The organism is Paraoerskovia marina DSM 21750 (assembly GCF_000701465.1).
GTDB lineage: Bacteria > Actinomycetota > Actinomycetes > Actinomycetales > Cellulomonadaceae > Paraoerskovia > Paraoerskovia marina.
The window spans coordinates 807014-830422 of sequence record NZ_JNIY01000003.1 but is presented as its reverse complement, the minus strand read 5'-3'; the positions used below and the strand labels follow the sequence as shown (position 1 = coordinate 830422).

Here is a 23409-nt window from a genome sequence, read left to right as displayed (position 1 = left end):
GTCTCGGGGAGTGCTCACCGACCGGCCCACGCCCGGTTCGCAGACCTCGCTGAGGGAGGCGAACCGGACCCGCATCGTGAACGCGGTCAAGCAGTTCGGGGGCCTCACCCAGATCGAGCTCGCCGGGGCGACGGGCCTGTCGACGGCGACGGTCTCGACCATCGTCAAGGAGCTCGCCGCCGCCGGTGTCGTGGACACGCAGACCACCTCACGCTCCGGTCGCCGGGCTCTCAAGGTCACCCTGGCCCGGCGGCTCGGGCTCGTCGCCGGCGTCCAGTTCGGTCACCGCCACCTCACCGTCGCCCTCGGAGACCTCACCCGCGAGATCGTCGCGACGCAGTCCATGCCGCTGCCCCCGGACCACCGCGTCGACACCAGCCTCGACCGCGCCGCCCTGCTCGTCGTGGACCACCTGGAGCGGCTCGGCTCGGGTCTCGAGGAGCTCCTGGGTGTCGGGCTCGCCCTCCCCGCACCGGTGGACGAGGCGACCGGGATGATCGCGGTGCGCGGACTGCTGCGCGGCTGGGACGACCTCCACGTCGGCCAGGTCCTCAGCAAGCGCCTCGCACGCCCCGTCCACGTCGACAACGACGCGAACCTGGGTGCGATCGCCGAGCACGACTTCGGCGCCGCGGCCGACGTGCAGGACTCCATCTTCGTTCGAGCCTCGTACGGTGTCGGCGCGGGGATCATGATCAACGGCCGCCTGCACCGGGGATTCGCCGGCACGGCAGGCGAGATCGGGCACGTCCAGGTCGACGCGGCCGGAGCGATCTGCCGCTGCGGCAACCGCGGCTGCCTCGACACGGTCGTCGGCAGCGCGGCGCTGCTCGAGATGCTCCGCGCCAGCCACGGACCCCTCACCCTGCGCGACGTGATCACCCGCGCCGAGGAGGGCGACCCCGGGTGCCGCCGCGTGATCGCGGACGCGGGCGAGAAGGTCGGGAGCGTCGTCGCGTCGCTCGCGAGCACCGTCAACCCCCAACGGGTGGTCGTGGGCGGCGAGCTCGCCGAGACCGGGGAGACGTTCCTCGCCCCGCTCCGCGACGCCGTCCTGCGCCACGTCGTCCCCAACGCCATCTCCCCCGTCGAGGTCGTGCCCGCGGCACTCGGCGACCGGGCGGAGATCATGGGGGCACTCGCCGTCGCGCTGCGCGGCGTCGACGTCGAGACATCACCGGAACTGACATCATCACCCCGAGCGACGACGCTCGACCCGGAAGAGAGGTGACCTGAGGTGCGACCTTCCCCCACGCTCGCGCTCCGCGGGATCGACAAGCGGTTCGGCCACGTCCAGGCGCTCTCCGAGGTCGACCTCGACCTGTACCCGCGGGAGGTCGTCGCCCTCGTCGGGGACAACGCGGCGGGAAAGTCCACGCTGGCCAAGGTGATCGCCGGGGTTCTCTCCCCCGACGCGGGGCTCATCGAGATGGACGGCGCACCCGTCACGATCTCCTCGCCGTCGGCCGCGCGAGCCCTCGGTATCGCCACCGTCTTCCAGGACCTCGCGCTGTGCGAGAACCTCGACGTCGTCTCGAACCTCTACCTCGGGCAGGAACGTCGGATCGGTCGCCGGCTCGACGAGGAAGGGATGGAGGAGGAGGCGCGCAGCATCCTGCACTCGCTCACGTCCCGGATCCCGTCGGTACGCACACCGGTGGCAGGCCTGTCCGCGGGCCAGCGCCAGTCCGTCGCCATCGCGCGCACCCTGCTCGGATCCCCGCGCGTCGTCATCCTCGACGAGCCGACCGCGTCCCTCTCCGTGTCGCAGACGGCGGAGGTGCTCACGCACATCCAGAGCTTGCGCGACCTCGGCCACGCCGTCGTGCTAATCAGCCACAACATGACCGACGTCCACGCCGTGGCCGACCGGATCGAGGTGCTCCGGCACGGGCGCAACAACGGCTCGTTCGTCGGCGCGGACGCCAGCTACGAGGAGATCATCGCCGCCGTCACCGGTGCCTCACCGCTCGTCCCGCCCGACCACCGGGCACGACGCACGGCATGACGACGGCGCCGGGTGCTGCGTTCAGCACCCGGCGCCGTCGATCAGCGGGTCAGACGCGTGCGAACTCGCGTGCCTCGTCCGTGGTGCTCGACTGAGCCCCGTGGCGTCGCACGACGCGGCTCACGGTCGAGCGCGACGCGTCCACCTCCCGGGCGATGTCCTTGTGCGCGACACCGTCACCCGCGAGCGCCAGGATCCGCTGGTCCCGCGCGGACAGGGTCGACACGTCGGCGGACGACTCGTCGGGCGTGGCGGTACCTGCCGTCGAGCCCTCCGCGGACCCTGCGGCACGCCGTGCCCACTCGGGCCGGTTCACGAGGTCGAAGATCTCGACGCGACGGGTGTGTCCCGTCTCGGGCAGTCGCTCGTCGTAGGGCACGGGAGCCGTCGACTCGTCCGGCGTCACGGGCGTGGGCGCGGGCGCAGCGTGCTGCACGGGGTCCGTCGCCCGCTCCGAGCGCTCGTCCGCCTTTGCGTCGGCCAGCAGCGCCGTGATCGACACGTCGGCATAGCGCTCGGTCGACGTCGTCTCGGTGGAGTCCTCGACGGCGTCACGCTCCGCCCGCGTCTCAGGCTCCTCGTGGGTGGCTGTGGGGCGGGTCAGCTCCGGCTCCGGCTGCGCCTGGGGGCGGGCGACCTCCGCGACGCCGGGCGTCATGCCGCGCTTGACCGAGCTGGCCCCGATCAGGTCGAGGCGACTCCCGTGCCGCTCGGCGGCCTCGAGGCGCTGGACCCACACCTGCATGCGTCGCTCGAAGTCCTCGACGGTGAGCAGCTTGAGCGCGCCGTCGCGTGCCGAGCGCTGCGCCTGGTGCGCCGTCCGGACCTTGCGGGTGCTCTTGCGGTCGCCCGTGCTGTCGAGCCGCGCGTCGCGCCACTTCTCGAGAGCGGTCACGTAGGCGTGGACCCGGCGCTCGCGCCGACGCTCGTCCAGGGTGTCCCCCGTGACCAGATGCCGTTCACCGACGAGCGCGAGGTGCCACATCAGCGCGGCGACGAGCGGGGGGATGAACCGGAAGACGACCATGTACGGCGTCGTCGCGCTGGGGACAGCGACCTCGTGCAGGGCGGCGAAGAGGCCCGAGGTTCCCGACAGGACCCAGGTGAGCGTGAGCAGGACTCCGTACGGGCGTGCCTCGAGAGCGGCGTTGCGAGCCATCAGGGCGACGGCGACGAGGCTGACCTCGAGGAAGCCGGCCAGCGCGTAGGCCTCCATCGGGGCCATGCCCGCGACCTCGAGCCCGAAGAGGACCATGCCGCTGTAGGCCAGGGCGGTGGCGATGAACGCCGCGATGACGACCGCCACCATGGGCAGGTGCCGTCCGCGGTATTTTGCGGGTCGTGCGGTACCCGCCGGTTGCGCGGACGTGTCGTGCTGGGTCACTGCTGCCTCCGAATATTGACGATCCGGGCATATACCAGCATTTGGACAACCGGAAAGTCAATGGTCGACATGAAACTGTGACCCGGCCGACGGCCGGAGAAGAACTGTTAGCGAGCCTCTGCGTCGTTGCGCGCGTCGACCTCGCCGAGGATTCGACGCAGGTAGGTGTAGGTCAGGTCACCCGCGGTCTTGTCGAACTGCTCCTCGTACCCCTGCTGCTGGTACATCGCGAGGTTCTGCGCCGAGTCCTTGCCCGTGAAGACCCAGACCTCCGTGGTCTCCTCCGGCAGGTACGGCAGGACGGCGAACATCAGCTGCGTGCCGATGCCGCGTCCCTGCTGGTCCGGCGCCACCGCCAGTCGCCCGAGCGTCGCCTTGGTCCCCTCGAACTCGATGCGGACGGAGCCGACGAGCCGGTGCCCGTCCCAGGCCCCGATCGTGACGACGTTCTCCTCCTTGAGGTCGTCGCGCAGCTCGTGCAACGTCTGCGTCAACGGCGGGATGTTCGGGTCGTCGTGGATCTGCGCTTCCGTGACGAAGGCCGCGCGACGCAGGGTCAGGAGCTCCCCCGCGCTCTCGTCGGGAACCAGGTCGATCGTCAGGTCGTCCGTCATGGACCCATCGTCCCAGATTCGTCGCGATGTGCCCGCGACCCGCCACGGAGCGGACGCCCGTCCCCGGCTACGCTGGGCCGGTGAGCTCCTCCCCGACCGCGCTGCCGCTGAACACCGACGCCCTGCCGACGCACTGGGTCCTGACCCTCTCGTGCCCCGACCGGCCCGGGATCGTCCACGGCGTCACCGGGACGCTCGCCGAGCACGGCGGGAACATCACCGAGTCCCAGCAGTTCGGGGACCCCGACACGGGACTCTTCTTCATGCGGGTCCAGGTGGTCTCGCGGTCAGACCGCGCGACCCTCGAGGACGCGCTGGCGCCGGTGGCCGCCGCCTTCGACATGACGTGGCACCTCGACGTCGTCGGACGCCGCGTGCGCACCCTGCTGATGGTCTCCAAGGCTCCCCACTGCCTCACCGACCTGCTGTACCGCGAGCGCCACCAGGCGCTGCCCGTCGACGTCGTCGGCGTCGTCGGGAACCACCCCGACCTGGCCGAGATCGCGCAGTTCTACGGCAAGCCGTTCCACCACGTGCCGGTCACCCGGGAGACGAAGGTCGACGCCGAGGCACGCCTGCGCCAGATCGTCGACGAGCTCGACGTCGAGCTCGTCGTCCTCGCGCGGTACATGCAGATCCTGTCCGACGAGCTCTGCCGCGACCTGGCCGGACAGGTGATCAACATCCACCACTCGTTCCTGCCGAGCTTCAAGGGCGCCCGCCCGTACGCGCAGGCGCACGCCCGCGGCGTGAAGCTGATCGGCGCGACGTCGCACTACGTCACCGGCGACCTCGACGAGGGGCCGATCATCGAGCAGGACGTCGAGCGCGTCGACCACTCGCACGCCGAGAAGGACCTCGTCGCGCTGGGCGAGGACGTCGAGCGCCGCACCCTGGCCCGTGCCGTGCGCTGGCACGCCGAGCACCGGGTGCTGCTCGACGGCTCACGCACGGTCGTCTTCCGGTAGCGATTCCGCGCCGGAGGGCTCCCGGGGACGCCGCCCCGGGAGCCCTCCGACCGACGCTCAGCCGAGGAGGTCGCGTGAGCCCAGGCTCGCGCCCCAGCTCCAGCCGCCGTCGCACCACGGCAACCAGGGCAGCCAGGTGCAGAGCCGCTCGTTGAGGTGGTGCCACCACCCGCCACCGGCCCCGCCGGAGGTCGACTGCTCGTCGACGAGCACCGCGACCGTGCGCGCCGGCACGGTCACGGTCCCGGCGTCCTCGTCCCAGGTCGTCCCGCGCACGACCGGGTCGCTCCCGTCGGCCTGGATCTCCGAGAGGCTGTACTCGCGCCCGGCCAGGTCGGCGAGCGGGATCGTCACCTCGTCCGGTGAGGCGTTGAACGCGACGAGCAGCCGGTCGAGGGCGGGATCGACGTCCTCGCCGACGGTGTCGTCCACGCTCATCACGAGCGTTCCGGCGGGCGCGTCGGGCCCGGATCCCGGGAACGTCACCTTCTGCTCGATCCTCTCGGCGCTGCCGAGGCGGAACAGGTCGCTCGAGTACCGCAGACGCAGCAGGTCCTGCGCCTGGGCGGTCGCCGAGCCGATTTCGTCGGCGGTCGGTGCCAGCGTCTCGTCGGCGAGCAGCGGTGCCATGACCGGCCACTTCTCCTCGTTGTCGGCCGCGAGCGGCAGGCCCCGGCCGAACCCGTTGTCCGTGCCGGTCCAGTCGATCGCGTTGAACCAGTCCCCCGAGTCGTAGCTGTTGCGGTCGAGGGACTTCGAGCGCAGCAGATCCGTCCCGGCATGCCAGAACGACGGGGTCTGTGCGAGGGCCGTCGTCGCCAGCGAGAGCGTGTTCATCCGCACCCGGTCGTCCATCGACGTCTCCTGCGGAAGCTTGAGGGCCAGCAGGTCGAACAGGGTCTCGTTGTCGTGGGCGTCGACGTAGGTCACGACCTCGCCGGGCTGCTCCGCGTACCCGGCCGGGGATCCGCGGTAGTCGATCTCGTCGCCACGCTGCTCGGTCCCCGCCGACGTCGTGAACGTGAAGTCGGCGAGGTTCCCCGCCAGGCCGAGCCGCACGAGGTCGGTCTGGTGCGCGAGGTCGGCGAGCTCGTCCGCCGAGCCGTCGTTGACGGTCGAGGAGTCACCCGCCCGTGCCGGCCGGCCGTTCGGGTCCGTGCCGAGCCCTGTGCCGAATCCCTGCGTGAACGTCGACGCGCCGTCGACGGGCGAGCCTCCGTGGACGGCGTCGCGGAGCCGGTCGGAGAACGTCCCGATCCCGGTGCCTCCCAGGTTGCCCTGACGGGCCTGGGTGAACAGCGCGTCGTCGGCGACCTCCCCGAAGTTCCACCCCTCGCCGTACAGGTACACGGCCGACCCGTCGACACCGTCCTTGCGCAGCGTCAGTGCGTCGAGCGCGTCGCGGACGGCCTGCATGTTCTCCACGGAGTGGTGTCCCATGAGGTCGAACCGGAAACCGTCGACGCGGTAGTCCCGGGCCCAGGTCACGACGGAGTCGACCATGAGCTTCTCGGTCATGCGGTGCTCGGTCGCGAGGTTCTGGCAGCAGGTGCTCGTCTCGACGTCTCCCTCCCCGTCCAGACGGTGGTAGTACCCGGGAACGACCTTGTCGAGGACGCTCTTCGCGTCCTGGCCGCTCGCCGCCGTGTGGTTGAAGACCTGGTCGAGCACCACCTGGTAGCCGGCACCGTGCAGCGCGCCGACCATCGTGCGGAACTCGGCGACCCGCGCCCCACCGTCGGGCTCGGTCGCGTACGACCCCTCCGGCGTCGAGAAGTGGTACGGGTCGTAGCCCCAGTTGAACCCGTCTTCCCCTTGGACGGCTGCCACCGCCGCCTGCTGCTCCGCGGAGTCCGGGGCAAACCCGCTCAGGTCCCCCGGGTCGGCCTGGGCCGAGCGGTCCTCCTCGATCGTCGCGATGTCGAACGTCGGCAGCAGGTGGACGGTGTTCATCCCCGCGTCGGCGAGCTCACGCAGGTGCGTCATCCCGTCCGAGCCCGACTCGGCGAAGGCGAGGTACGTACCCCGGCGGTCGGCCGGCACGGTCTCGTCGTCGATCGAGAAGTCGCGCACGTGCAGCTCGTAGATGCTGCGGTCGACCGGGCGCTCGACCACCGGTGCAGCCGTCGTGCGCCAGGCCTTCGGCGCCAGCGACGAGGCCGTCAGGTCCACGGCGACCGACCGTTCCGAGTTGAGCGTGAGGCCCACCGAGTACGGGTCGGTGACGACGTTCGTCTCCACCGCACCCGTGCCCGGCACGTACACCTCGACCTCGTAGAGGTACTGCGCCCCGCTCCATCGGAACTTCTTGTCCACGGCCTTGCCGTCGACGACCCACGTGCCGTCGCCCGACCGGACCGCCTCGACGCGGCGCGCGTCACCGGCGCCGTCGGACCCGCCGGGCCACACGAGCAGCGTGACGGACCGGGCGGTCGGTGCCCAGAGCCGGAACGAGGCCCACTTCCCGTTCGGAGCAAACTCCACACCGAGGTCCTGGTCTCCCGCCGCGTCGGCGTAGAGCGCGTCGAGCACACCAGGGAGCTGCACGCCGGTGAACGCCGTGAGCTCGTCGCCGTGGTGCTGAGCCACCTGGACCTGCCCCCGGAGGACGGACTCCACGGCGGTCCGCGCCGGGGCGTCGCCGTTCTCGTCCCGCAGCCTCAGCGCGACGGCGTCGGTGAGCGCCGGGAACGTCTCCGCCACCTCCGCAGGGATCCCGTCGGGGTCGACGGCGAGGTTCAGGCTCCCCGCGCCGTCAGGTTCGACGACGACGCCGTCCTCGACGCGGATCCCGCCGTCGGGGGCGTGGTGCAGTGTCCACGTCAGGTCCTCCGTGTCGGAGTCGCCGAGCAGGTCACGGGGCCAGGCGAGCAGGTCCGCGTCGAGCCAGTGCGCACGCTCCTCTCCGAGTCCGGCGAGCACCGGGGTCTGCGTCTCGATGCTCAGCTCGTGGCTCGCGACGTCGTAGCTGAACAGGGTCGACTCGCCCTCGGTCGCGGAGAACGAGTAGTTGGCGCCGTCGGGCGCTCCCCCGACCCCGTAGTTCTCGGCCCAGGACAGTCCGTGGGCGACCTTGGCCTCGTACGCCCCGGAGGGCAGCGACGACGTCGAGTACGTGTACACGCCGTCTCCGTCGGTGTCGCGCATCCACGTCGCCAGGCAGTCCGGGGACCAGTCGCCCGCGCAGCCGAGCTCGTCCTGCAGCGATCCAGGCAGGGTCACGATCGGCCCCTGGGCCGTGCTCGAGAACTCGTGGGAGACAGGGTCCCAGTAGAACGTGACGGGTCCGCCCTCGGTGGTGTACTCGGCGTTCGGCCCGTCGAGCGTGCCGTCGGCGCCGTAGTTGATCGCCCACGACCCGTCGACGGCGACCTTGTACTCGTAGGTCCCCGCCGGCAGGTCGAACGTCCCGGCCCAGACGCCGTCGGGACGCAGCGTGAGCTCGGCGGCTCCGCAGTCCGGGGTCCAGTCGCCGACGCACCCCATCTCGTCGTTGTGGCTGCCGGGGACGGTGACCGTCGAGATCTCCTCGCCGGAGCCTCCGTCCCCGTCGCCCGCGTCGCCGTCGACGGCGTTGCCGACGCTGGCGTAGGTCGACGCGGCGGCACGGTCTCCGTCCGCGTCGACGGTCACCGCGCGGTACTCGACGAGCGTGCCCGGGGCGAGGCCGTCGACGTCGTGGAACACCCGGGGCGTGGTGTCCTCGGCGGTTCCGAGCACGGTCCAGTCGTCCGACCCGACGGTGCGCCAGGCGAACGACGTCTCGGACCATGCTGCGGCGTCCACGGTTGCCGAGACCGGGGCGAGCCCGCTGACGCCGGCGCCGGCGTCAGGAACCTGGAGCGTGATCTCGCCGGAGGAGTCCGCACCGACGGTGCGGTCCGCACGGAGGACGACCGCACTCGTGGGCGGCACCGTCACGTCGACGAGTCCGTCATCGTCGGACTCGAGAGCCTCGACGTCGCCGCGGAGGACCTCGAAGGACGCGCCCGGGGTCAGGGTGGGCACCGCCACCGTCCGGGCCCGCGACCCGTTGTTCAGTGCCACGAGGTACTCGACCTTCTCCTCCCGGTCGACACGGCTGAACGCGTAGACGCCCGCGCCGTCGTTGTCGTCCGAGCCGACGAACCGCTCGATCTGCGCGCCCGTCGCGAGCGCGGGGTGCGCGTCACGCAGCGCGGCGAGCGAGGCGACGTGCTCGTACAGCGGCGAGTCGGTGTCGAACCGGTCCTGGGAACCGAGGGTCTCGCCGGTCACGAGCGCCTGGTCCGCGTACTCCTCGACCTGGGTGGCGAAGAGGCTCTGCCGTGCGTCCTTGTCGCCGCCGGTCCCGGCGAAGCCCTGCTCGTCGCCGTAGTAGACGACGGGCTGGCCGCGCGTGAGGTACATCAGGTCGTGGGCAAGCTCGTCGCGCGCCAGCGGGTCGTCCGTCCCGGCGAGCATGTGGCCGACCCTGCCCATGTCGTGGTTCCCGAGGAAGGTGGGCAGGGCTGCGGCCGACGTCTCGTCCGTGGTGTACATGTCGTCGCTGGCGTAGAGACGCTGGAGTCCCCGCGCGTCGTTGCCGCCGGCGTAACTCGTGGCGGCCGCCTGGAAGGAGAAGTCGAGGACCGAGCTCATCTCGGTGTCCCGGACGTAGGGCGAGGTCTTCGCCGCGTCGGCGTCGTAGACCTCGCCGAACATGAAGAAGTCGTCCTTGCCCGCCGCGCGCGCGTAGTCCATGACCTCGGCGCTCCAGGCCTCCCAGAACTCGGGGTTGACGTGCTTGACGGTGTCGATGCGGAAGCCGTCGATGCCGAGGTCGACCCAGTCCTGGTAGACCTCGACGAAGCCGTCGACGACGGTCGGGTGCTCGGTCATGAGGTCGTCGAGACCGACGAAGTCGCCGTACGTCACGGACTCGCCGGACCACGTCGAGTCACCGCGGTTGTGGTACAGCGTCGGGTCGTTGAGCCAGGCCGGAACCTTGAGGTCCTGCTTCTCGGGAGCGATCTGCGGCGTGTAGGGGAACGACGTCGCGGGGTCCAGCTCCGGGAACTCGTCCGTCCCGGCGTAGTCCGCCGGGTCGAAGGGCGTCCCGTCCGCCGTCCGGTACGGCGACGTCGCCTGGTCGACGTAGGAGTACTCGTCCTCGGCGTAGGAGATCGCGTCCGAGGTGTGGTTGGTGATGATGTCGAAGTAGACCTTGATCCCGCGGTCGTGCGCGTCGGCGATCAGCGCCTCGAGCTCCTCGTTCGTGCCCAGGTGCGGGTCGATACGCGTGAAGTCGGTGATCCAGTAGCCGTGGTACCCGGCCGAGGCGTCGGCGCCGGTCCCCTGGACGGGTTCGTTCTTGAACGACGGCGTGAGCCAGATCGCGGTGGTCCCGAGGCCCTCGACGTAGTCGAGGTTCTGCCGGATCCCGGCGATGTCCCCACCCTGGTAGAACCCCTTGTCGGTGGGGTCGAACCCGGAGACGAGGCGGTCGTCACCGAGCCCTGCGGTGTCGTTGGTGGGGTCGCCGTTCGCGAACCGGTCGGTCATGACGAAGTAGAACCGCTCGTCGGACCCGGGCTGCCGCACGGGCGGGTGGACGACGTCCGCGTCGGTCGCGGCGTCGTATCCCCCGGTCAGGTCGACGGGCGAGACGGCGATTCGCTCCGTGGACTCGTCGAACGTGAACCGGAGGGTCGACTCGCCGCCGAGGACGAGCGGAACGTTGTCGGCGCCGCCGTCGAGCCCGAAGGCGACGTCCCAGGCGTCGTCGAGCGCGACCTTGTACTCGTACGTGCCCGCAGGGAGGGTGAAGTCGGCACTCCACGTGCCGTCGCCCGCCGGCGCCAGCTCGGACTCGGCACAGTCCGGCGCCCAGTCTGCGGCACAGCCGATCTCGTCCTGCAGGTCGCCGACGAGCGCCACGCCGCCGGGGGTCGAGACGGCGCTGGCCGTGGGGGCGGCCGTCAACGCCGTGGTCGCGGTCGTCGCGCAGAGCGCGAGCGCGAGGGCGCCGGCCAGTCCGCGGCGCACTGCTGGTGGTCGGGCGTGCTCGATCGTCATGGGGACCCCTTCGTCTCCGTGTCGTTCGCCGACGCCCGGCGGTCGCGGACGTCGTCCCGGCGACAGTGCTCGGGACTCCACGACTGTATGGCTTGCAGCAACGTTGCTGCAAGCGTTTGCAGAGATGTGTGTCACAAAAAGACGGCGCGACCCCCGGTCGGGGCCGCGCCGTCGTCATGCGTCTGTGTACGGTCAGATCAGGCCGAGGGCCCGCACCGCCTCACGCTCGTCGGCGAGCTCGGCCATCGAGGCGTCGATCCGTTCCCGCGACACGTCGTCGATCTCGAGACCCTGGACGACGCTCCACTCCTGACCGTCGGAGATGACCGGGAACGAGGCCATGATCCCCTCGGGCGCCCCGTAGGACCCGTCCGACCAGATCCCGGCACTCGTCCAGTCCCCGTCTGGGGTGCCGAGCACCCAGTCGTGGACGTGGTCGACCGCCGCGTTCGCCGCCGACGCCGCCGAGGACGAACCTCGGGCGTCGATGATGGCGGCACCACGCTTGGCGACGGTCGGGACGAACTCGTCGAGAAGCCACGCCCGGTCCTCGGCGAGCTCCGCACCGGGACGGCCTGCGACGTCGGCGTGGAAGACGTCCGGGTACTGGCTCGCCGAGTGGTTGCCCCAGATCGAGACGCGGCGCACGTCCGCGACGGAGACGCCGGCACGCCGCGCCACCTGCGCGAGCGCCCGGTTGTGGTCCAGCCGCGTCATCGCCGTGAACCGGCTCTTCGGGACGTCGGGCGCGTTCGACGCCGCGATCAGCGCGTTGGTGTTGGCGGGGTTGCCCACCACGAGCACCCGGACGTCGTCCGCCGCACCGGCGTTAATGGCCTCGCCCTGCGGCTTGAAGATCCCACCGTTCGCCTCGAGCAGGTCGGCCCGCTCCATCCCCGGCCCGCGCGGTCGTGCACCGACCAGGAGCGCGACGTTGGCACCGTCGAAGGCGGCGCGCGCGTCGTCGTAGACGTCGATCCCCGTGAGCAGCGGGAACGCGCAGTCGTCGAGCTCCATCGCGGTGCCCTCGGCGGCGGCCACACCCTGCGGGATCTCCAGGAGGTTGAGGCGCACCGGTGTGTCGGCTCCGAGCATCTGCCCCGAAGCGATGCGGAAGAGGAGCGCGTAGCCGATCTGGCCCGCAGCACCCGTGACGGTCACTGTGACTGGAGACTTCCCTGGCGTCCGTGTGGTCATGAATCCACTCTGACACAGGGCACGCATTCCCGACATCGCATCGCGCACGACCCGCCGGACGACGCCGGTCGCGTCATGGTGTCAGAATGGTCCCGCGGGAGATCCCCAGAATCTTCACAGATTCCCCCGCCACACTGTCCGCCAGCACCGGATCGACACGCGTCGGCACGACGTCGTCGGCTCTCGACCTCGAGCGGCCGGCGGTCCGCCGCACGAACCATCAGAACAGGAGCACGATGTCTGCGCAGAGCACCGCCCCCGAGGCGCCACGTGAGGAGGTCGTCGTCGAGGACACGACGGCCACCGTCGAGTCCCCCAGCCTCCTGGCGCGGCTCGGCGCCGAGGCCTTCGGCACCTTCCTCCTCGTTCTCGCGATCTGCGGCGTGGCACTGTACGCCCGCTTCACCAACGCGGGCCTGACGCTGTCGGTCGCCCTCGCCGGCGGGCTCGCGCTCGTCGCGGGCATCGCCGCCGTGGGTCACATCTCCGGCGGCCACTTCAACCCGGCCGTGACGTTCGGCGCCGCGATCGCCGGCCGCACGAGCTGGGCCGACCTCCTGCCGTACTGGGCCGCGCAACTCGTCGGCGGCACTCTCGCCACCCTCGTGCTCTTCGCGACGATCCCGAGCTCCGGGCTCGCCATCCTCCAGCAGGGCGGTGTGATCGCCGAGGAGAGCAAGGCTGCACTCTTCCAGGGAGTCGCCAACGGCTACGGCGTGCACTCTCCGCTCGCGAGCGCCACGCAGGGCGCCTTCTCCTTCGAGCTCCTCGCCGCTCTCCTGATCGAGATCGTCGTCACGGCGATCCTCGTCGGCGTGATCCTCGCGGTCACCCGCCGGAGCGACTCCGCGAGCTTCGCCCCGATGGCCATCGGCTTCACCCTCGCCGTGATGATCCTCATCGCCGCGCCGGTCACCAACGCCTCGGTCAACCCGGCACGCTCGTTCGCCGCGGCCGTCTTCGCCGGCGACTGGGCCTGGACCCAGCTCTGGGTCTTCATCGTCGCTCCGCTCGCCGGTGGTGCGATCGCCGCGCTCTTCTACCGCGCCTTCACCGCCGTGCCGGTCGTCCAGGACGACCTGCTGCGTGAGGACCAGGTCGAGTTCGAGACCGTCACCTCCGAGGGTGCCCGTGCCGACGGTGCCGACGTCACGGTCGCCGAGAGCGACGCCCCCGACTGGACGCCGGACGAGAAGGGCACCGAGGGCAAGCCCCAGGCCTGACTCTCCTGCACCGCACGAAGGCCCTCTCCGGATCGTCCCGGGGAGGGCCTTCGTCGTCGGTCCGGGAGCCTGCCGCTACACGCCCGGTGCGATCACGCCGAACACGGCGAGGACCACGGCGAACAGGGAGTACGTCGCGATGTCGAAGGTCCGCCCACGGATCATGATGCCGACCGGCTCGGCGTAGCGCGCCCGGATCACCGCGCCGAGGCCGGCGGTCGCGGCCAGGACGAACACTCCGAGACGACCGTCGACGACGACCGCCACCAGCGTTGCGACGACGACGCCCGCGACCATCACCCACATCGCCGTGGGGGTCGCACTGCGGGGGGCATGACCAGGACTGCTGTGCACAGGATGAGACTAGCCCCTCGGCCCCTGCGCACGGGGGTACGGTCGGTGCCGTGAGCCCCTCAGCCCCCGAGACCCTGCCCCCGCACCGGCTCGACTCGCTGCTCGTCGTCGGCGCCGGGCTTGCCGGCGCACAGACCGTCGCAGCGCTGCGCGGCCGCGGCTTCACGGGCGAGATCACCCTGATCGGCGCCGAGGAGGTCGAGCCGTACGACCGACCGCCGCTCTCGAAGGAGCTCCTGTCGCGGCCCGAGCCCGCGTGGTTGCAGGACGAGCTCGGGGTGGACGTCCACGGCGGGGCGACGGTCCACCTCGGCGAGACGGTCGAGGCGCTGACGCTCTCGGACGACGACGTGCGCGTGTCCACCTCGGCGGGCAGGTCCGTGGCGGCCGACGCCGTCGTGCTCGCGGTCGGCTCGCGCCCGCTCAGGCCCTCCCACTGGGAGTCCGCCTCGCTCCTCCACACCGCCGACGACGCGGCAGCGCTGCGAGAACGGCTCACGCCAGGTCATCGGCTCGTCGTCGTCGGCGCCGGGTGGATCGGTGCCGAGGTCGCCGGGGTCGCGGCCGGCGCGGGCGTGCAGGTGACGGTCGTCGAGGCTGCCGAGACGCCGCTGTCGCGCCAGCTCGGCGACGTCGGCCGCCGCACCGTGCCGTGGTACGAGGAGGCCGGGGTCACCCTCCTCACGGGGGTCGGGGTCGACGCCGTCTCGGAGCGCGCCGTCCATCTGGTCGACGGGCGGGTCCTCGACGCCGACACCGTGCTGGCTGCGGTCGGGGCACGCCCCGCGACCGGCTGGCTGGTCGGCACCGTCCCGGTCGACGACCGCGGCGCGATCGCGACCGACGACGTCGGACGTGCCCGGTTCCGGGGCCCGGGGGCCGGACGTGTCTGGGCCGTCGGCGACTGCGCGACGCGGCGCGACGACGTCCGCGGCGACGTCGCGGGCGGACACTGGTCGGCCGCGCTCCTGGATCCGGATCGCACGGCCGCCGCGCTGCTGGGCCAGGAGGTGCCCGCGACGGCCGCCCCGTACGTCTTCTCCCGGCAGCTCGGCCACGACGTCGCGGTGTTCGGCGAGCCCGACGCCCACGACGACGTGGTCTTCCGCGAGGGCGAGCACGGGTGGGCGGCTCTGTACCTCGACCCGACCGACGACGGACGCACCGACGACGAGGGAAACCCTGTGCACGCCCTGCGCGCCGTCGTGCTCGCCGACGTGCCCCGGGAGATCAGCGGCGTGCGCAAGATCCTCGGCGCGGCCGCCACGCCCGACGTCGTCGTGTCCCGGGCGACGGACCCTTCCGTGCGATGGCGCGACGCCGTGGCACGCTGACGCTGCGCGCCCGCATCCCCGCGCCGTACGCCGCCAGGAGGTCAGAATCGGCGTCGTGGTGCTACGTCCGCGGGACGTCCCGTCGACGGAAGCCGACAAGGCCCGCCACGAAGAGCACGACGGCGATCGCGGCGAGCCAGGTCTCGGCCCACCCCGACACCGGGTCGCTCGGGACGCGTCCGACGGCGTGGACCGGGGACAGTGCGCGCGCCCAGTCGGGCAGGTCGAGCGTGTCACCGAGCAGATCGACGACCACGACGTAGGCGAGCCCGAGCCAGACGAACCAGGTCAGGCGCGGCGCCACCCCGACGACGCACACCCCGAGGCCCACGAGCACGAGCACGGCCGGGACGTAGGCCCCGGCCGCGGCGAGCAGGTCGCCCGCCGTCGCACCGCCGTCGACCGTCCCCGTCAGCGAGACTCCGACCCCGCCGGCGAGCATCGTCGCCGCGGCTCCGGCGGCGACGACCGCGCCGCGGGTCGCCAACCAGCCGACCCGTGACACGGACCGGGCGAGGACGGGTTCGATCCGTCCGGTCGTCTCCTCGGCCCGGATCTGCCCGACGCCCTGCCCGGCGAGTCCCAACGACATCAGCGCGACGAGCAGCAGGAGCATCGTCGAGTACTGGTCCGCGGCCTCGCCCTCGCCCAGGAACGCGCCGAGCTCCGGGTTCGCCGCGACCATCTCCGTGACGTCGTCGCCGAAGGTCCCGAAGACCGCGCCGACCCCGAAGGCCCCGACCGCCCACGCGACCGCAGCGGGCAGGTGCGCGCGGACCGCCAGCCCGAGGGACGAGCGCCCCCAGCGGGACGCGCGGGCCGGGCCAGGGCGCCCACCGAAGAACGCGGCGCCGAGGTCGCGGTTGCCGACCAGGACGAGGCCGGCCGTCGCGAGCGCCGCGGCGACCCCGAGCGCCAGCAGCAGCGGCCACCAGCGCGGGTCGGTGTCGAAGGGGCGGGTCTCCTGCTGCCACGCGAGCGGCGAGAGCCACTTCCAGGCGTTCTCGTCGACGTTGCCGACGCCGCGGGCGACGAAGGCGATCCCGAGGAACGCCACGCCCACCGACGTGACGCGCGCACCGCGCCGGACGAACTGTCCGACGAAGGTCGCGAGGGCCGCGAAGACCATGCCGAGAGCGGTCAGGGACAGGGCGTACAGACCGACGGCCCCGGCGTCGACGCCACCCGCGAGCGCCGTCGCGACGATCCCGAGCCCTACGACGACGAACGCCGCCGTCGCGACGAGGAACGCGGCGACCCACGGTGCTCGCGCGCCGATCCCGCGCGAGCGCAACAGCTCGAGCAGTCCGGACTCCTCCTGCGCGCGGGTCTGTCCCACGACGAGCGACAGTGCCATCAGCGGCAGGGCGATCGCCGCGATGAAGCCGAACTCGTTGGCGGTGACTCCCCCGAGGTTCGTGGCGCCGTAGGGGATGCCGTTGATCGCGGCGATCGTCGGGTCGCCGTCGAGCGTCGCACCGTAGGTCTCGAGGGCCTCGGCCGTCGGGTAGAGGCCGTCGATCGCGCCGAGGGTCGCGGCATAGACGCCCACGATCCCGACGATCCACAGGACGAGCCGCAACCAGCTCGTCCGGAGCTGAAGGGCGAGGACCGTGCCCAGGCCGCCGCGCCGACCGCTCACGCGTCCGCCTCGCTGTACTCGCTGAGGAACAGCTCGTCGAGGCTCGGGGGCCGCACGGTCAGCGAGACGAGTCCTGCGGCGACGACCGGGGCCATCACGTCGTCGAGGTGTGCGGGGTCGACCGTGAACTCGATCTCGTGCCCGGCGTCGACCGTCTCGCCGCGCCGGTCGGCCGCGCCGGGGAGGTCGGGGACCGCGGACCGGGTGACGGCGTGGACCGTCGTCCGGGCCAGGGTCCTGAGCTCGGTCACGGTGCCGGCGCGGACGGTCGCACCCTTGCGGATGATCGACACGGTCGAGCACAGCGCCTCGACCTCGCTGAGGATGTGGCTGGAGAGCAGGACGCTCGTCCCCTGCGCGGCCCGTTCGGCGACGCACTCGCGGAAGACCTCCTCCATCAGGGGGTCGAGGCCCGAGGTGGGCTCGTCGAGCACGAGAAGGTCGGCCTCGGCGGCGAAGGCCGCGACGAGGGCGACCTTCTGCCGGTTGCCCTTGGAGTAGTCGCGCGACTTCTTGGTCGGGTCGAGGTCGAACCGCTCGATCAGCTCGTCGCGTCGCGCTGTGTCGACCGCGGGACCCGACGCCCCGAGCACGTCGATGCACTGCCCACCGGTCAGGCTCGGCCACACGACGACGTCCCCGGGGACGTAGGCGAGCCGGCGGTGCAGCGCGACGGCGTCCGCCCACGGGTCCTGCCCGAAGAGCCTCGCCGTCCCGCCGGTCGCGCGCATGAGACCGAGGAGGATCCGGATCGTCGTGGACTTGCCGGCCCCGTTCGGCCCGAGGAAGCCCCGCACCTCACCGGGTTCGAGACACAGGTCCAGCCCGTCGAGCGCACGGAAGGACCCGAAGGTCTTCACCAGCCCCTGGATGTCGATGACCGGTGCGTCCGCCACGTCGTCCTCCGTCCGCCCGACGGGCCGTCCGCCGGGTCGGCCTCACCCTAGCGAGGACGGCCGCACCGCACACGGGACGGCGCACGGCACGGTGGACCGTGCGCCGTCCCGTGGCGTCGTGGACCCGCGTCAGTGCGCGAAGTGCCGCGTCCCGGTGAGGTAGAGCGAGACGCCCGCCGCCTCGGCGGCCTCGACCACCTCGGCGTCACGGACGGACCCTCCCGGCTGGACGACGGCCCTCACGCCCGCGTCGAGCAGCACCTGGAGCCCGTCGGCGAACGGGAAGAAGGCGTCCGACGACGCGACCGCACCCCGGGCACGCTCGACGCCGTCGGCCAGGGCGTTGGCGCGCTCCACGGCAAGTCGGCAGGAGTCGACCCGGTTGACCTGGCCCATCCCGACACCGACCGATGCCCCGTCGGCCGCGAGGAGGATCGCGTTCGACTTCGCGGCCCGCACGGCGCGCCAGGCGAACTGCAGGTCGGCGAGCGTCTCGGCGTCGGCCGCCGGGCCGGCGGCGAGCGTCCACGTCTGCGGGTCGTCCCCCGCGGCGTCGACGCGGTCGACGGTCTGCACCAGCAGGCCTCCGCTGACCGGACGCGTCTCGACGGCGGCGTCGGGCCGGCCCTCCACCACGAGCAGGCGGATGTTCTTCTTCGCCGTGAGGATCTCGATCGCCTCGGGCTCGAAGCCGGGGGCGACGACGACCTCGGTGAAGACCCCGGCGATCTGCTCCGCCGCGGCCCGGGTCACCACGTCGTTCGCGGCGATGACCCCGCCGAACGCAGAGACCGGGTCGCAGGCGTGCGCGCGAGCGTGGGCCTGCGCGACGTCAGCGCCGACCGCGATGCCGCACGGGTTCGCGTGCTTGATGATCGCGACGGCCGGGCCCTCGTGGTCGTACGCGGCGCGCCATGCGGCGTCGGCGTCGACGTAGTTGTTGTAGCTCATCGCCTTGCCGTGCAGCTGGGTGGCCTGCGCGAGCCCGGTCGAGCCGTCGGTCGCGCGGTAGAGCGCGGCCTGCTGGTGGGGGTTCTCCCCGTAGCGCAGGACGTCGGCCCGCTCCCAGGTGGCACCGAGCCACGCGGGAGTCTCGGCGGCGGGCGCGGGCTCGTCGGTGGCGGCCTCGGGTGCGACGACGCGTCCCATCCAGGACGCGACCGCGACGTCGTACTCCGCCGTGTGGACGAAGGCCTGGGCCGCGAGCGCCTTGCGCTCGGCGTAGGTGAAGCCCCCGGCCGTGGCGGCACGGGCGACGTCGTCGTACCGGGCCGGGTCCACGACGATCGCGACGCTCGGGTGGTTCTTGGCGGCGGCACGCACCATCGAAGGGCCCCCGATGTCGATCTGCTCGACGCACTCGTCCGGGCCGGCGCCGCTGGCGACCGTCGCGGTGAACGGGTACAGGTTCACGACGACGAGGTCGAAGGGCTCGATGTCGAGCTCGGCGAGCTGGGCGAGGTGGTCGGGCTTGCGCGAGTCCGCGAGGATCCCTGCGTGCACACGCGGGTGCAGGGTCTTGACGCGACCCTCCAGGCACTCGGGGAATCCCGTGAGGTCCTCGACCCGGGTGACGGGGACGCCGGCGTCGGCGATACGGCCGGCGGTCGACCCGGTCGAGACCAGCTCGACGCCCGCGGCGTGCAGGGCGGCGGCGAGCTCGGGCAGCCCGGTCTTGTCGTAGACGGAGAGCAGTGCGCGCCGGACCGGACGCCGGGCGTCGTCGGCGATCTGCTCGGTCGGGAGGCTGGGCGTGGCGGACATGGGAGGGGCTCCTCTGGGTCGCGGTCGGGTCTGTCGACGGTCACGTCGACATGTCGGACCTTGGCGCCCAGGCGGACGACGCACCAGCAGGTCGATCGACCGCTCCCCGGTGGTCGATCCCACCTTCGCCAGTCGCGGTCGGCAGCAGTCTACCCGGCGCGTGGGACGACGACGCGACCGGCGGCGGCCGGACTAGCCGATCCGCGCGCGACCGTCCTCGACCGCCAGCCCCTCACGGGCCGCGCGGCCGACGGTCTCGACGAGGAGGGAGCGCTCCGCCACCTTGATCCGCTCGTGCAGCGTGGACTCGTCGTCGTCGTCGAGGACCGGGACGGCGGCCTGGGCGAGGATCGGCCCCGTGTCGACGCCGGCGTCGACCACGTGGACCGTGCACCCCGTGACCTTCACGCCGTAGGCGAGCGCGTCGCGGACCCCGTGCGCCCCGGGGAACGACGGCAGCAGCGCGGGATGGGTGTTGACGATCGAGAACCTGTCGACGACGACGGGCGAGAGGATTCGCATGAACCCGGCGAGCACCACGAGGTCCGGGCTGAACACGGCGATCGCCTCGGCGACGCCCCGGTTCCACGCAGGACGGTCCTCGAAGTCGCCGGGGACGACGACGGCGGTCGGCACCCCGGCCTCCTGCGCGAGGTCGAGGGCGCCCGCGTCCGGCCGGTCGGTGACGACGCCGACGACGCGCGCCCCGTAGGCAGGGTCGTCGTGCCGTGCCAGCAGTGCGGCGAGGTTGCTGCCGCCCCCGGAGACGAGGACGACGAGTCGGGTCGTGGCTGCGGCGTCGACGGTGTGGCCTGAAGGAGTGTGCACGGGGTCAGGATTCCATATCGGTGCGGCGCTCCCACCAGGCACGGGCCGCGACGGTCAGCGCGGCCCCGATCAGGATCTCGGCGGCGACGAAGCCGGCGACGAGCAGCCCGTCGGCGCCGACCTCCGCCATCGACCCCGGGCCGACGGCCCCGGAGGCGAGGAGGACGAGCACGCCGACGATCAGCCCGCCGGTGACCGCCGTCGAGGCCACCGCGACGACCATCGTGGTGATCGACGGGACGATGCCGTCGAAGAGACGCCGCCAGACGGCCAGGCCTGCCGGCACGCCGCACGCGACCACGAGGAGCGGGGCCCACGCCGCCACCGGCGACGCGGCGAACGAGCCGGGAAGCCCTCCGAGGAGCGGGACGGCCGGCAACGGGCCGAGCTGCTCCGACCCGGGCGCGAACGTCGCCGAGCCGATCGAGAACCCGGGACCCGCGAGCCAGGCCGAGGCGTAGAGGACGAGGTTCGGGACGACGGCGAGCTGGGAGAACGCGAGGATGATGCCGCCGACCGTGCCGGGTGCGAGACCGGCGATGATGTCCGAGCTGTCCGCCCTCCCGGCGACGGCCCAGCCGACGACGAGGATGCCCGAGAGTCCGAGGAGCATCCCGGTGGCGACGACGCCGCCGGTCAGGCCGTGCTGCACACCGCGCGGCAGGCGTCCGAGCCACGGGCGGACGAGCCCGCGGACCCCCGGGGCGTCAGGACGGGCCAGGATCCCGAGCCCCGCCCCGACTCCGCCGACCAGCAGCCCGCCCGCGAGGACGACGAAGACCCCCCATCCGGCCGAGGTCCGGGCCAGCAGGGCGATCGCGAACGTCCCGGCGGTGTAGGTCAGCGTCGCGAACACCCAGGCGGTCACGCTCGTGTGCGCGGAGCGACGGGCCGAGACATAGCAGCAGAACAGGGCGAGCGCGGTCACGCCGAGCGGCACCAGCGTCAGCGTCGCCCCGGCCGTCCCGATCGGCATCCCGTGACCCAGCAGCCATGCGGCGACCCCCACGGTGAACGCCGTGGAGGTCGAACCGACCGCGGTCTCCCCCGCCGCCATGTAGGCCACGACGGCGGGGAGGACGACGACGGTCAGGGAGAGGACGAGCGCCTGGAGCGACGCGACGACCCCGGACACCGCGTAGCGGACGGTCGGACTCCCCGCTGCCGTCGCGTCGCCGCTGACGGTGCGTGTTCCTGCTCTACCTGTGCTCCGTGCCTGACTCACACCCCCATCGTCGCCGACAGGAGACCAGCACCTCGACCGGCGCGCCGAGACCTATCCCTTCACGGCCCCGTTCGTGAGTCCCGCCGCCATCTTGGTCTGCACGGTCATGAACAGGATGATCACCGGCAGCGCGATCAGCAGCGAGCCGGCCATGATCCCGCCCCAGTTGGTCGCCTGGTTGGCGCCGCTGAAGTACTGCAGCCACAGCGGGAGCGTCTGGTTGCCGTCGCTCATGACGACGAGCGCCAGGGTGTACTCGTTCCACGCCGTGATGGTGGCGAAGATCGCGCCCGTCACGAGACCCGGACCGAGCAGGGGCAGGGTGATCCGGAAGAAGGCTGCGAACCGGGTGCAGCCGTCGATCATCGCCGCCTGCTCGAGCTCCTCGGGGACGCCGTCGACGAAACCCTTCAGGATCCAGATGTTGAACGGCACGATGATCCCGATGTAGAGGATCGAGAGTCCGACGACGCTGTTGAGCAGGTTCCAGCCGTCGAGCATCTTGTACTGGGAGATGAACAGGGCCTCGGCGGGGATCATCTGGATCACCAGGATGCAGGCGATGATCGCCTTGCGCCCCCGGAAGCGGAAGCGCGAGATCGCCACCGCGGAGAGGAACGCCAACGACACCGCCACGATCACGGCGATGACCGTGACCTGCATCGACACCGTCATCGCCGACCAGAACCGGTCGTCCTGCAGCACCCCGGTGAAGTGCTCGAACGTCGGGCTCGTGTTGACGAAGGTCGGGGTCGAGGACCGGAACTCCGAGTTCGGCAGCAGTGCCGAGCTGATCATCCAGTAGATCGGGAAGAACCAGAAGAGCCCGACGACGACCGCGAACACGTCGGCCGCGTTGCGCGCGCGGCGGCCGCGCGGGCGCCGGTGTCGTTGATGCGCCCCCGGGGTGATGTGCTCCTGCGCGGTGTCGGACTTCCCGGCGGGCACGTGCGTCGTCGTGGTCATGCCGACATCTCCTTGTCGCTCTTGAACAGCTGGTGCACGTACGGGAGGGTCACGAGCACGGTGAGCACGAGCACGATCATCGCGGTCGCCGACGCCATGCCGAACTCGCCCTGCCCGATCCCGAGCCGGAAGATGTACGTGCCGAGCACGTCCGTCTCGTCCAGCGGTGCGCCGGCGTCCTGCAGGATCTTGATCTGGGTGAACACGCGCAGGTCCCAGATGATCTGCAGCAGGCCGATGAGGAACAGCACCGGGGCGATCATCGGGACGGTGATCCGGAAGAAGCGGGTCCAGATGCCCGCACCGTCGAGCTCGGCGGCCTCCTGCACCTCCTCGGGGACCTGGCTCAGTCCGGAGTACGCCATGAACGCGACGAGGGGCACCGACATCCAGATGATGATGATCGAGGCGATCGTGAGCATGCCGGTCGCCTGACCGAGCCAGTTGTAGTCGTCCGGCCAGGGCGGCAGGATGCGCTCGAGCGTCCAGTTGACGACACCGAACCGGGTGTCGAAGAGCAGCTGCCAGACGGTCAGCGACGAGACGATGGGGATCGACCAGACCAGGAGCAGGATCGTCTGGATGAAGATCCTGGCCCAGGTGGACATCCTCATCATCACGACGGCGAAGAACACCCCGATGACGATCGTGACGCCGGCCGTGACCAGGCAGAACACGATCGACCGCGCGAAGACCTCCCACGTGTAGGGGTCGCTGAGCACGGTCGCGAAGTTCTCGAAGCCGATGAACTCGGCCGGGGCGCCGAACTGCTGCTCGAGCCCGTAGTCCTGGAACGCGAGGACGACCTGGCGGACGAGCGGGTAGCCGAGAGCGAGAAGGACCGCGACCGCTGCACCGAGCAGGAGCAGGTACGGCAACGGTGACGTGGACCGCTGCCGCCGGGGCTCGGGCGGGGCGGACCGCTTCTCGGTGGCGGGGTCGGTGACGGGAGCTGCCACGGGTACCTCCA

17 protein-coding genes and 1 riboswitch are annotated in these 23409 nt (G+C 71.8%); of the genes, 5 read left to right on the top strand and 12 right to left on the bottom strand.

All coding sequences use genetic code 11. From position 1 onward, the window contains the following. Positions 1–10 precede the first annotated feature (10 nt). Together Q343_RS0103930 and Q343_RS0103925 are read left to right on the top strand one after the other, a co-directional pair. Positions 11–1231: an ROK family transcriptional regulator gene (locus Q343_RS0103930; protein ID WP_052366834.1), complete on the top strand. Its 1221-nt coding sequence runs from the start codon at positions 11–13 to the stop codon at positions 1229–1231. Positions 1232–1237: 6 nt separating this feature from the next. Beyond that, a complete protein-coding gene (locus Q343_RS0103925; RefSeq protein WP_029252284.1) occupies positions 1238–2008 on the top strand; it encodes an ATP-binding cassette domain-containing protein in 771 nt (256 codons plus the stop codon). Between the two features lie 49 nt (positions 2009–2057). Here the strand turns inward: Q343_RS0103925 and Q343_RS13810 are convergent, their stop codons facing one another. Then, complete coding sequence (locus Q343_RS13810) at positions 2058–3392, bottom strand: DMT family transporter (RefSeq protein ID WP_155990620.1); 1335 nt, start codon at positions 3390–3392, stop codon at positions 2058–2060. A 107-nt stretch (positions 3393–3499) separates the two neighbouring features. Continuing rightward, positions 3500–4006, bottom strand: coding sequence for a GNAT family N-acetyltransferase (locus tag Q343_RS0103915; protein ID WP_029252283.1), 507 nt, complete (start codon positions 4004–4006; stop codon positions 3500–3502). Between the two features lie 26 nt (positions 4007–4032). On the opposite strand from Q343_RS0103915, the gene purU reads away from it, so the two are divergent. Next, positions 4033–4974, top strand: coding sequence for a formyltetrahydrofolate deformylase (gene purU, locus Q343_RS0103910; protein WP_081829593.1), 942 nt, complete (start codon positions 4033–4035; stop codon positions 4972–4974). Between the two features lie 57 nt (positions 4975–5031). Here the strand turns inward: purU and pulA are convergent, their stop codons facing one another. Both pulA and Q343_RS0103900 read right to left on the bottom strand, forming a co-directional pair. Then, positions 5032–11010: a pullulanase-type alpha-1,6-glucosidase gene (pulA, locus tag Q343_RS0103905; protein WP_081829592.1), complete on the bottom strand. Its 5979-nt coding sequence runs from the start codon at positions 11008–11010 to the stop codon at positions 5032–5034. A 192-nt stretch (positions 11011–11202) separates the two neighbouring features. Then, on the bottom strand, positions 11203–12207 hold the full coding sequence (locus Q343_RS0103900) for a malate dehydrogenase (protein WP_029252280.1): 1005 nt from the start codon (positions 12205–12207) through the stop codon (positions 11203–11205). A gap of 236 nt (positions 12208–12443) precedes the next feature. On the opposite strand from Q343_RS0103900, the gene Q343_RS0103895 reads away from it, so the two are divergent. After that, a complete protein-coding gene (locus Q343_RS0103895) occupies positions 12444–13430 on the top strand; it encodes an MIP/aquaporin family protein (protein ID WP_081829651.1) in 987 nt (328 codons plus the stop codon). Positions 13431–13505: 75 nt separating this feature from the next. On the opposite strand, the gene Q343_RS0103890 is transcribed toward Q343_RS0103895, so the two are convergent. Beyond that, positions 13506–13784 carry a DUF3017 domain-containing protein gene (locus Q343_RS0103890; protein ID WP_155990619.1) on the bottom strand — a complete coding sequence of 93 codons (279 nt, stop codon included), beginning with the start codon at positions 13782–13784 and terminating at the stop codon, positions 13506–13508. 50 nt (positions 13785–13834) lie between these two features. On the opposite strand from Q343_RS0103890, the gene Q343_RS0103885 reads away from it, so the two are divergent. Then, positions 13835–15118 carry an NAD(P)/FAD-dependent oxidoreductase gene (locus tag Q343_RS0103885; protein ID WP_248616727.1) on the top strand — a complete coding sequence of 428 codons (1284 nt, stop codon included), beginning with the start codon at positions 13835–13837 and terminating at the stop codon, positions 15116–15118. A 61-nt stretch (positions 15119–15179) separates the two neighbouring features. On the opposite strand, the gene Q343_RS0103880 is transcribed toward Q343_RS0103885, so the two are convergent. From Q343_RS0103880 to Q343_RS0103850, 7 genes are all read right to left on the bottom strand, one after another. Then, positions 15180–16760 (bottom strand): ABC transporter permease, encoded by a 1581-nt coding sequence (locus tag Q343_RS0103880; protein WP_029252276.1) that lies wholly within the window; start codon positions 16758–16760, stop codon positions 15180–15182. Continuing rightward, entirely contained in the window at positions 16757–17656 is a 900-nt protein-coding gene (locus Q343_RS0103875) for an ABC transporter ATP-binding protein (protein ID WP_029252275.1), read from the bottom strand. The genes Q343_RS0103880 and Q343_RS0103875 overlap by 4 nt, the downstream gene beginning before the upstream one ends. Before the next feature lie 129 nt (positions 17657–17785). Next, positions 17786–19420 carry a bifunctional phosphoribosylaminoimidazolecarboxamide formyltransferase/IMP cyclohydrolase gene (gene purH, locus Q343_RS0103870; protein WP_029252274.1) on the bottom strand — a complete coding sequence of 545 codons (1635 nt, stop codon included), beginning with the start codon at positions 19418–19420 and terminating at the stop codon, positions 17786–17788. A gap of 58 nt (positions 19421–19478) precedes the next feature. Continuing rightward, positions 19479–19566, bottom strand: a riboswitch (ZMP/ZTP riboswitch). Between the two features lie 46 nt (positions 19567–19612). Further along, positions 19613–20248 carry a phosphoribosylglycinamide formyltransferase gene (purN, locus tag Q343_RS0103865; RefSeq protein ID WP_029252273.1) on the bottom strand — a complete coding sequence of 212 codons (636 nt, stop codon included), beginning with the start codon at positions 20246–20248 and terminating at the stop codon, positions 19613–19615. A gap of 4 nt (positions 20249–20252) precedes the next feature. Then, entirely contained in the window at positions 20253–21473 is a 1221-nt protein-coding gene (locus Q343_RS0103860; protein ID WP_155990618.1) for a cell division protein PerM, read from the bottom strand. 51 nt (positions 21474–21524) lie between these two features. Next, positions 21525–22439: a carbohydrate ABC transporter permease gene (locus tag Q343_RS0103855; RefSeq protein WP_081829590.1), complete on the bottom strand. Its 915-nt coding sequence runs from the start codon at positions 22437–22439 to the stop codon at positions 21525–21527. Continuing rightward, positions 22436–23398, bottom strand: coding sequence for a carbohydrate ABC transporter permease (locus Q343_RS0103850; protein ID WP_029252270.1), 963 nt, complete (start codon positions 23396–23398; stop codon positions 22436–22438). The genes Q343_RS0103855 and Q343_RS0103850 overlap by 4 nt, the downstream gene beginning before the upstream one ends. Positions 23399–23409: the final 11 nt, after the last annotated feature.

Excerpts from the sequence above, each read along its gene's own strand:
- Q343_RS0103895 (WP_081829651.1), top strand. The coding sequence starts at position 12,444 with ATGTCTGCGCAGAGCACCGCCCCCGAGGCGCCACGTGAGGAGGTCGTC.
- pulA (WP_081829592.1), bottom strand. The coding sequence starts at position 11,010 with ATGACGATCGAGCACGCCCGACCACCAGCAGTGCGCCGCGGACTGGCC.
- Q343_RS0103900 (WP_029252280.1), bottom strand. The coding sequence starts at position 12,207 with ATGACCACACGGACGCCAGGGAAGTCTCCAGTCACAGTGACCGTCACG.
- purU (WP_081829593.1), top strand. The coding sequence starts at position 4,033 with ATGTGCCCGCGACCCGCCACGGAGCGGACGCCCGTCCCCGGCTACGCT.
- purH (WP_029252274.1), bottom strand. The coding sequence starts at position 19,420 with ATGTCCGCCACGCCCAGCCTCCCGACCGAGCAGATCGCCGACGACGCC.
- Q343_RS0103915 (WP_029252283.1), bottom strand. The coding sequence starts at position 4,006 with ATGACGGACGACCTGACGATCGACCTGGTTCCCGACGAGAGCGCGGGG.
- Q343_RS0103855 (WP_081829590.1), bottom strand. The coding sequence starts at position 22,439 with ATGACCACGACGACGCACGTGCCCGCCGGGAAGTCCGACACCGCGCAG.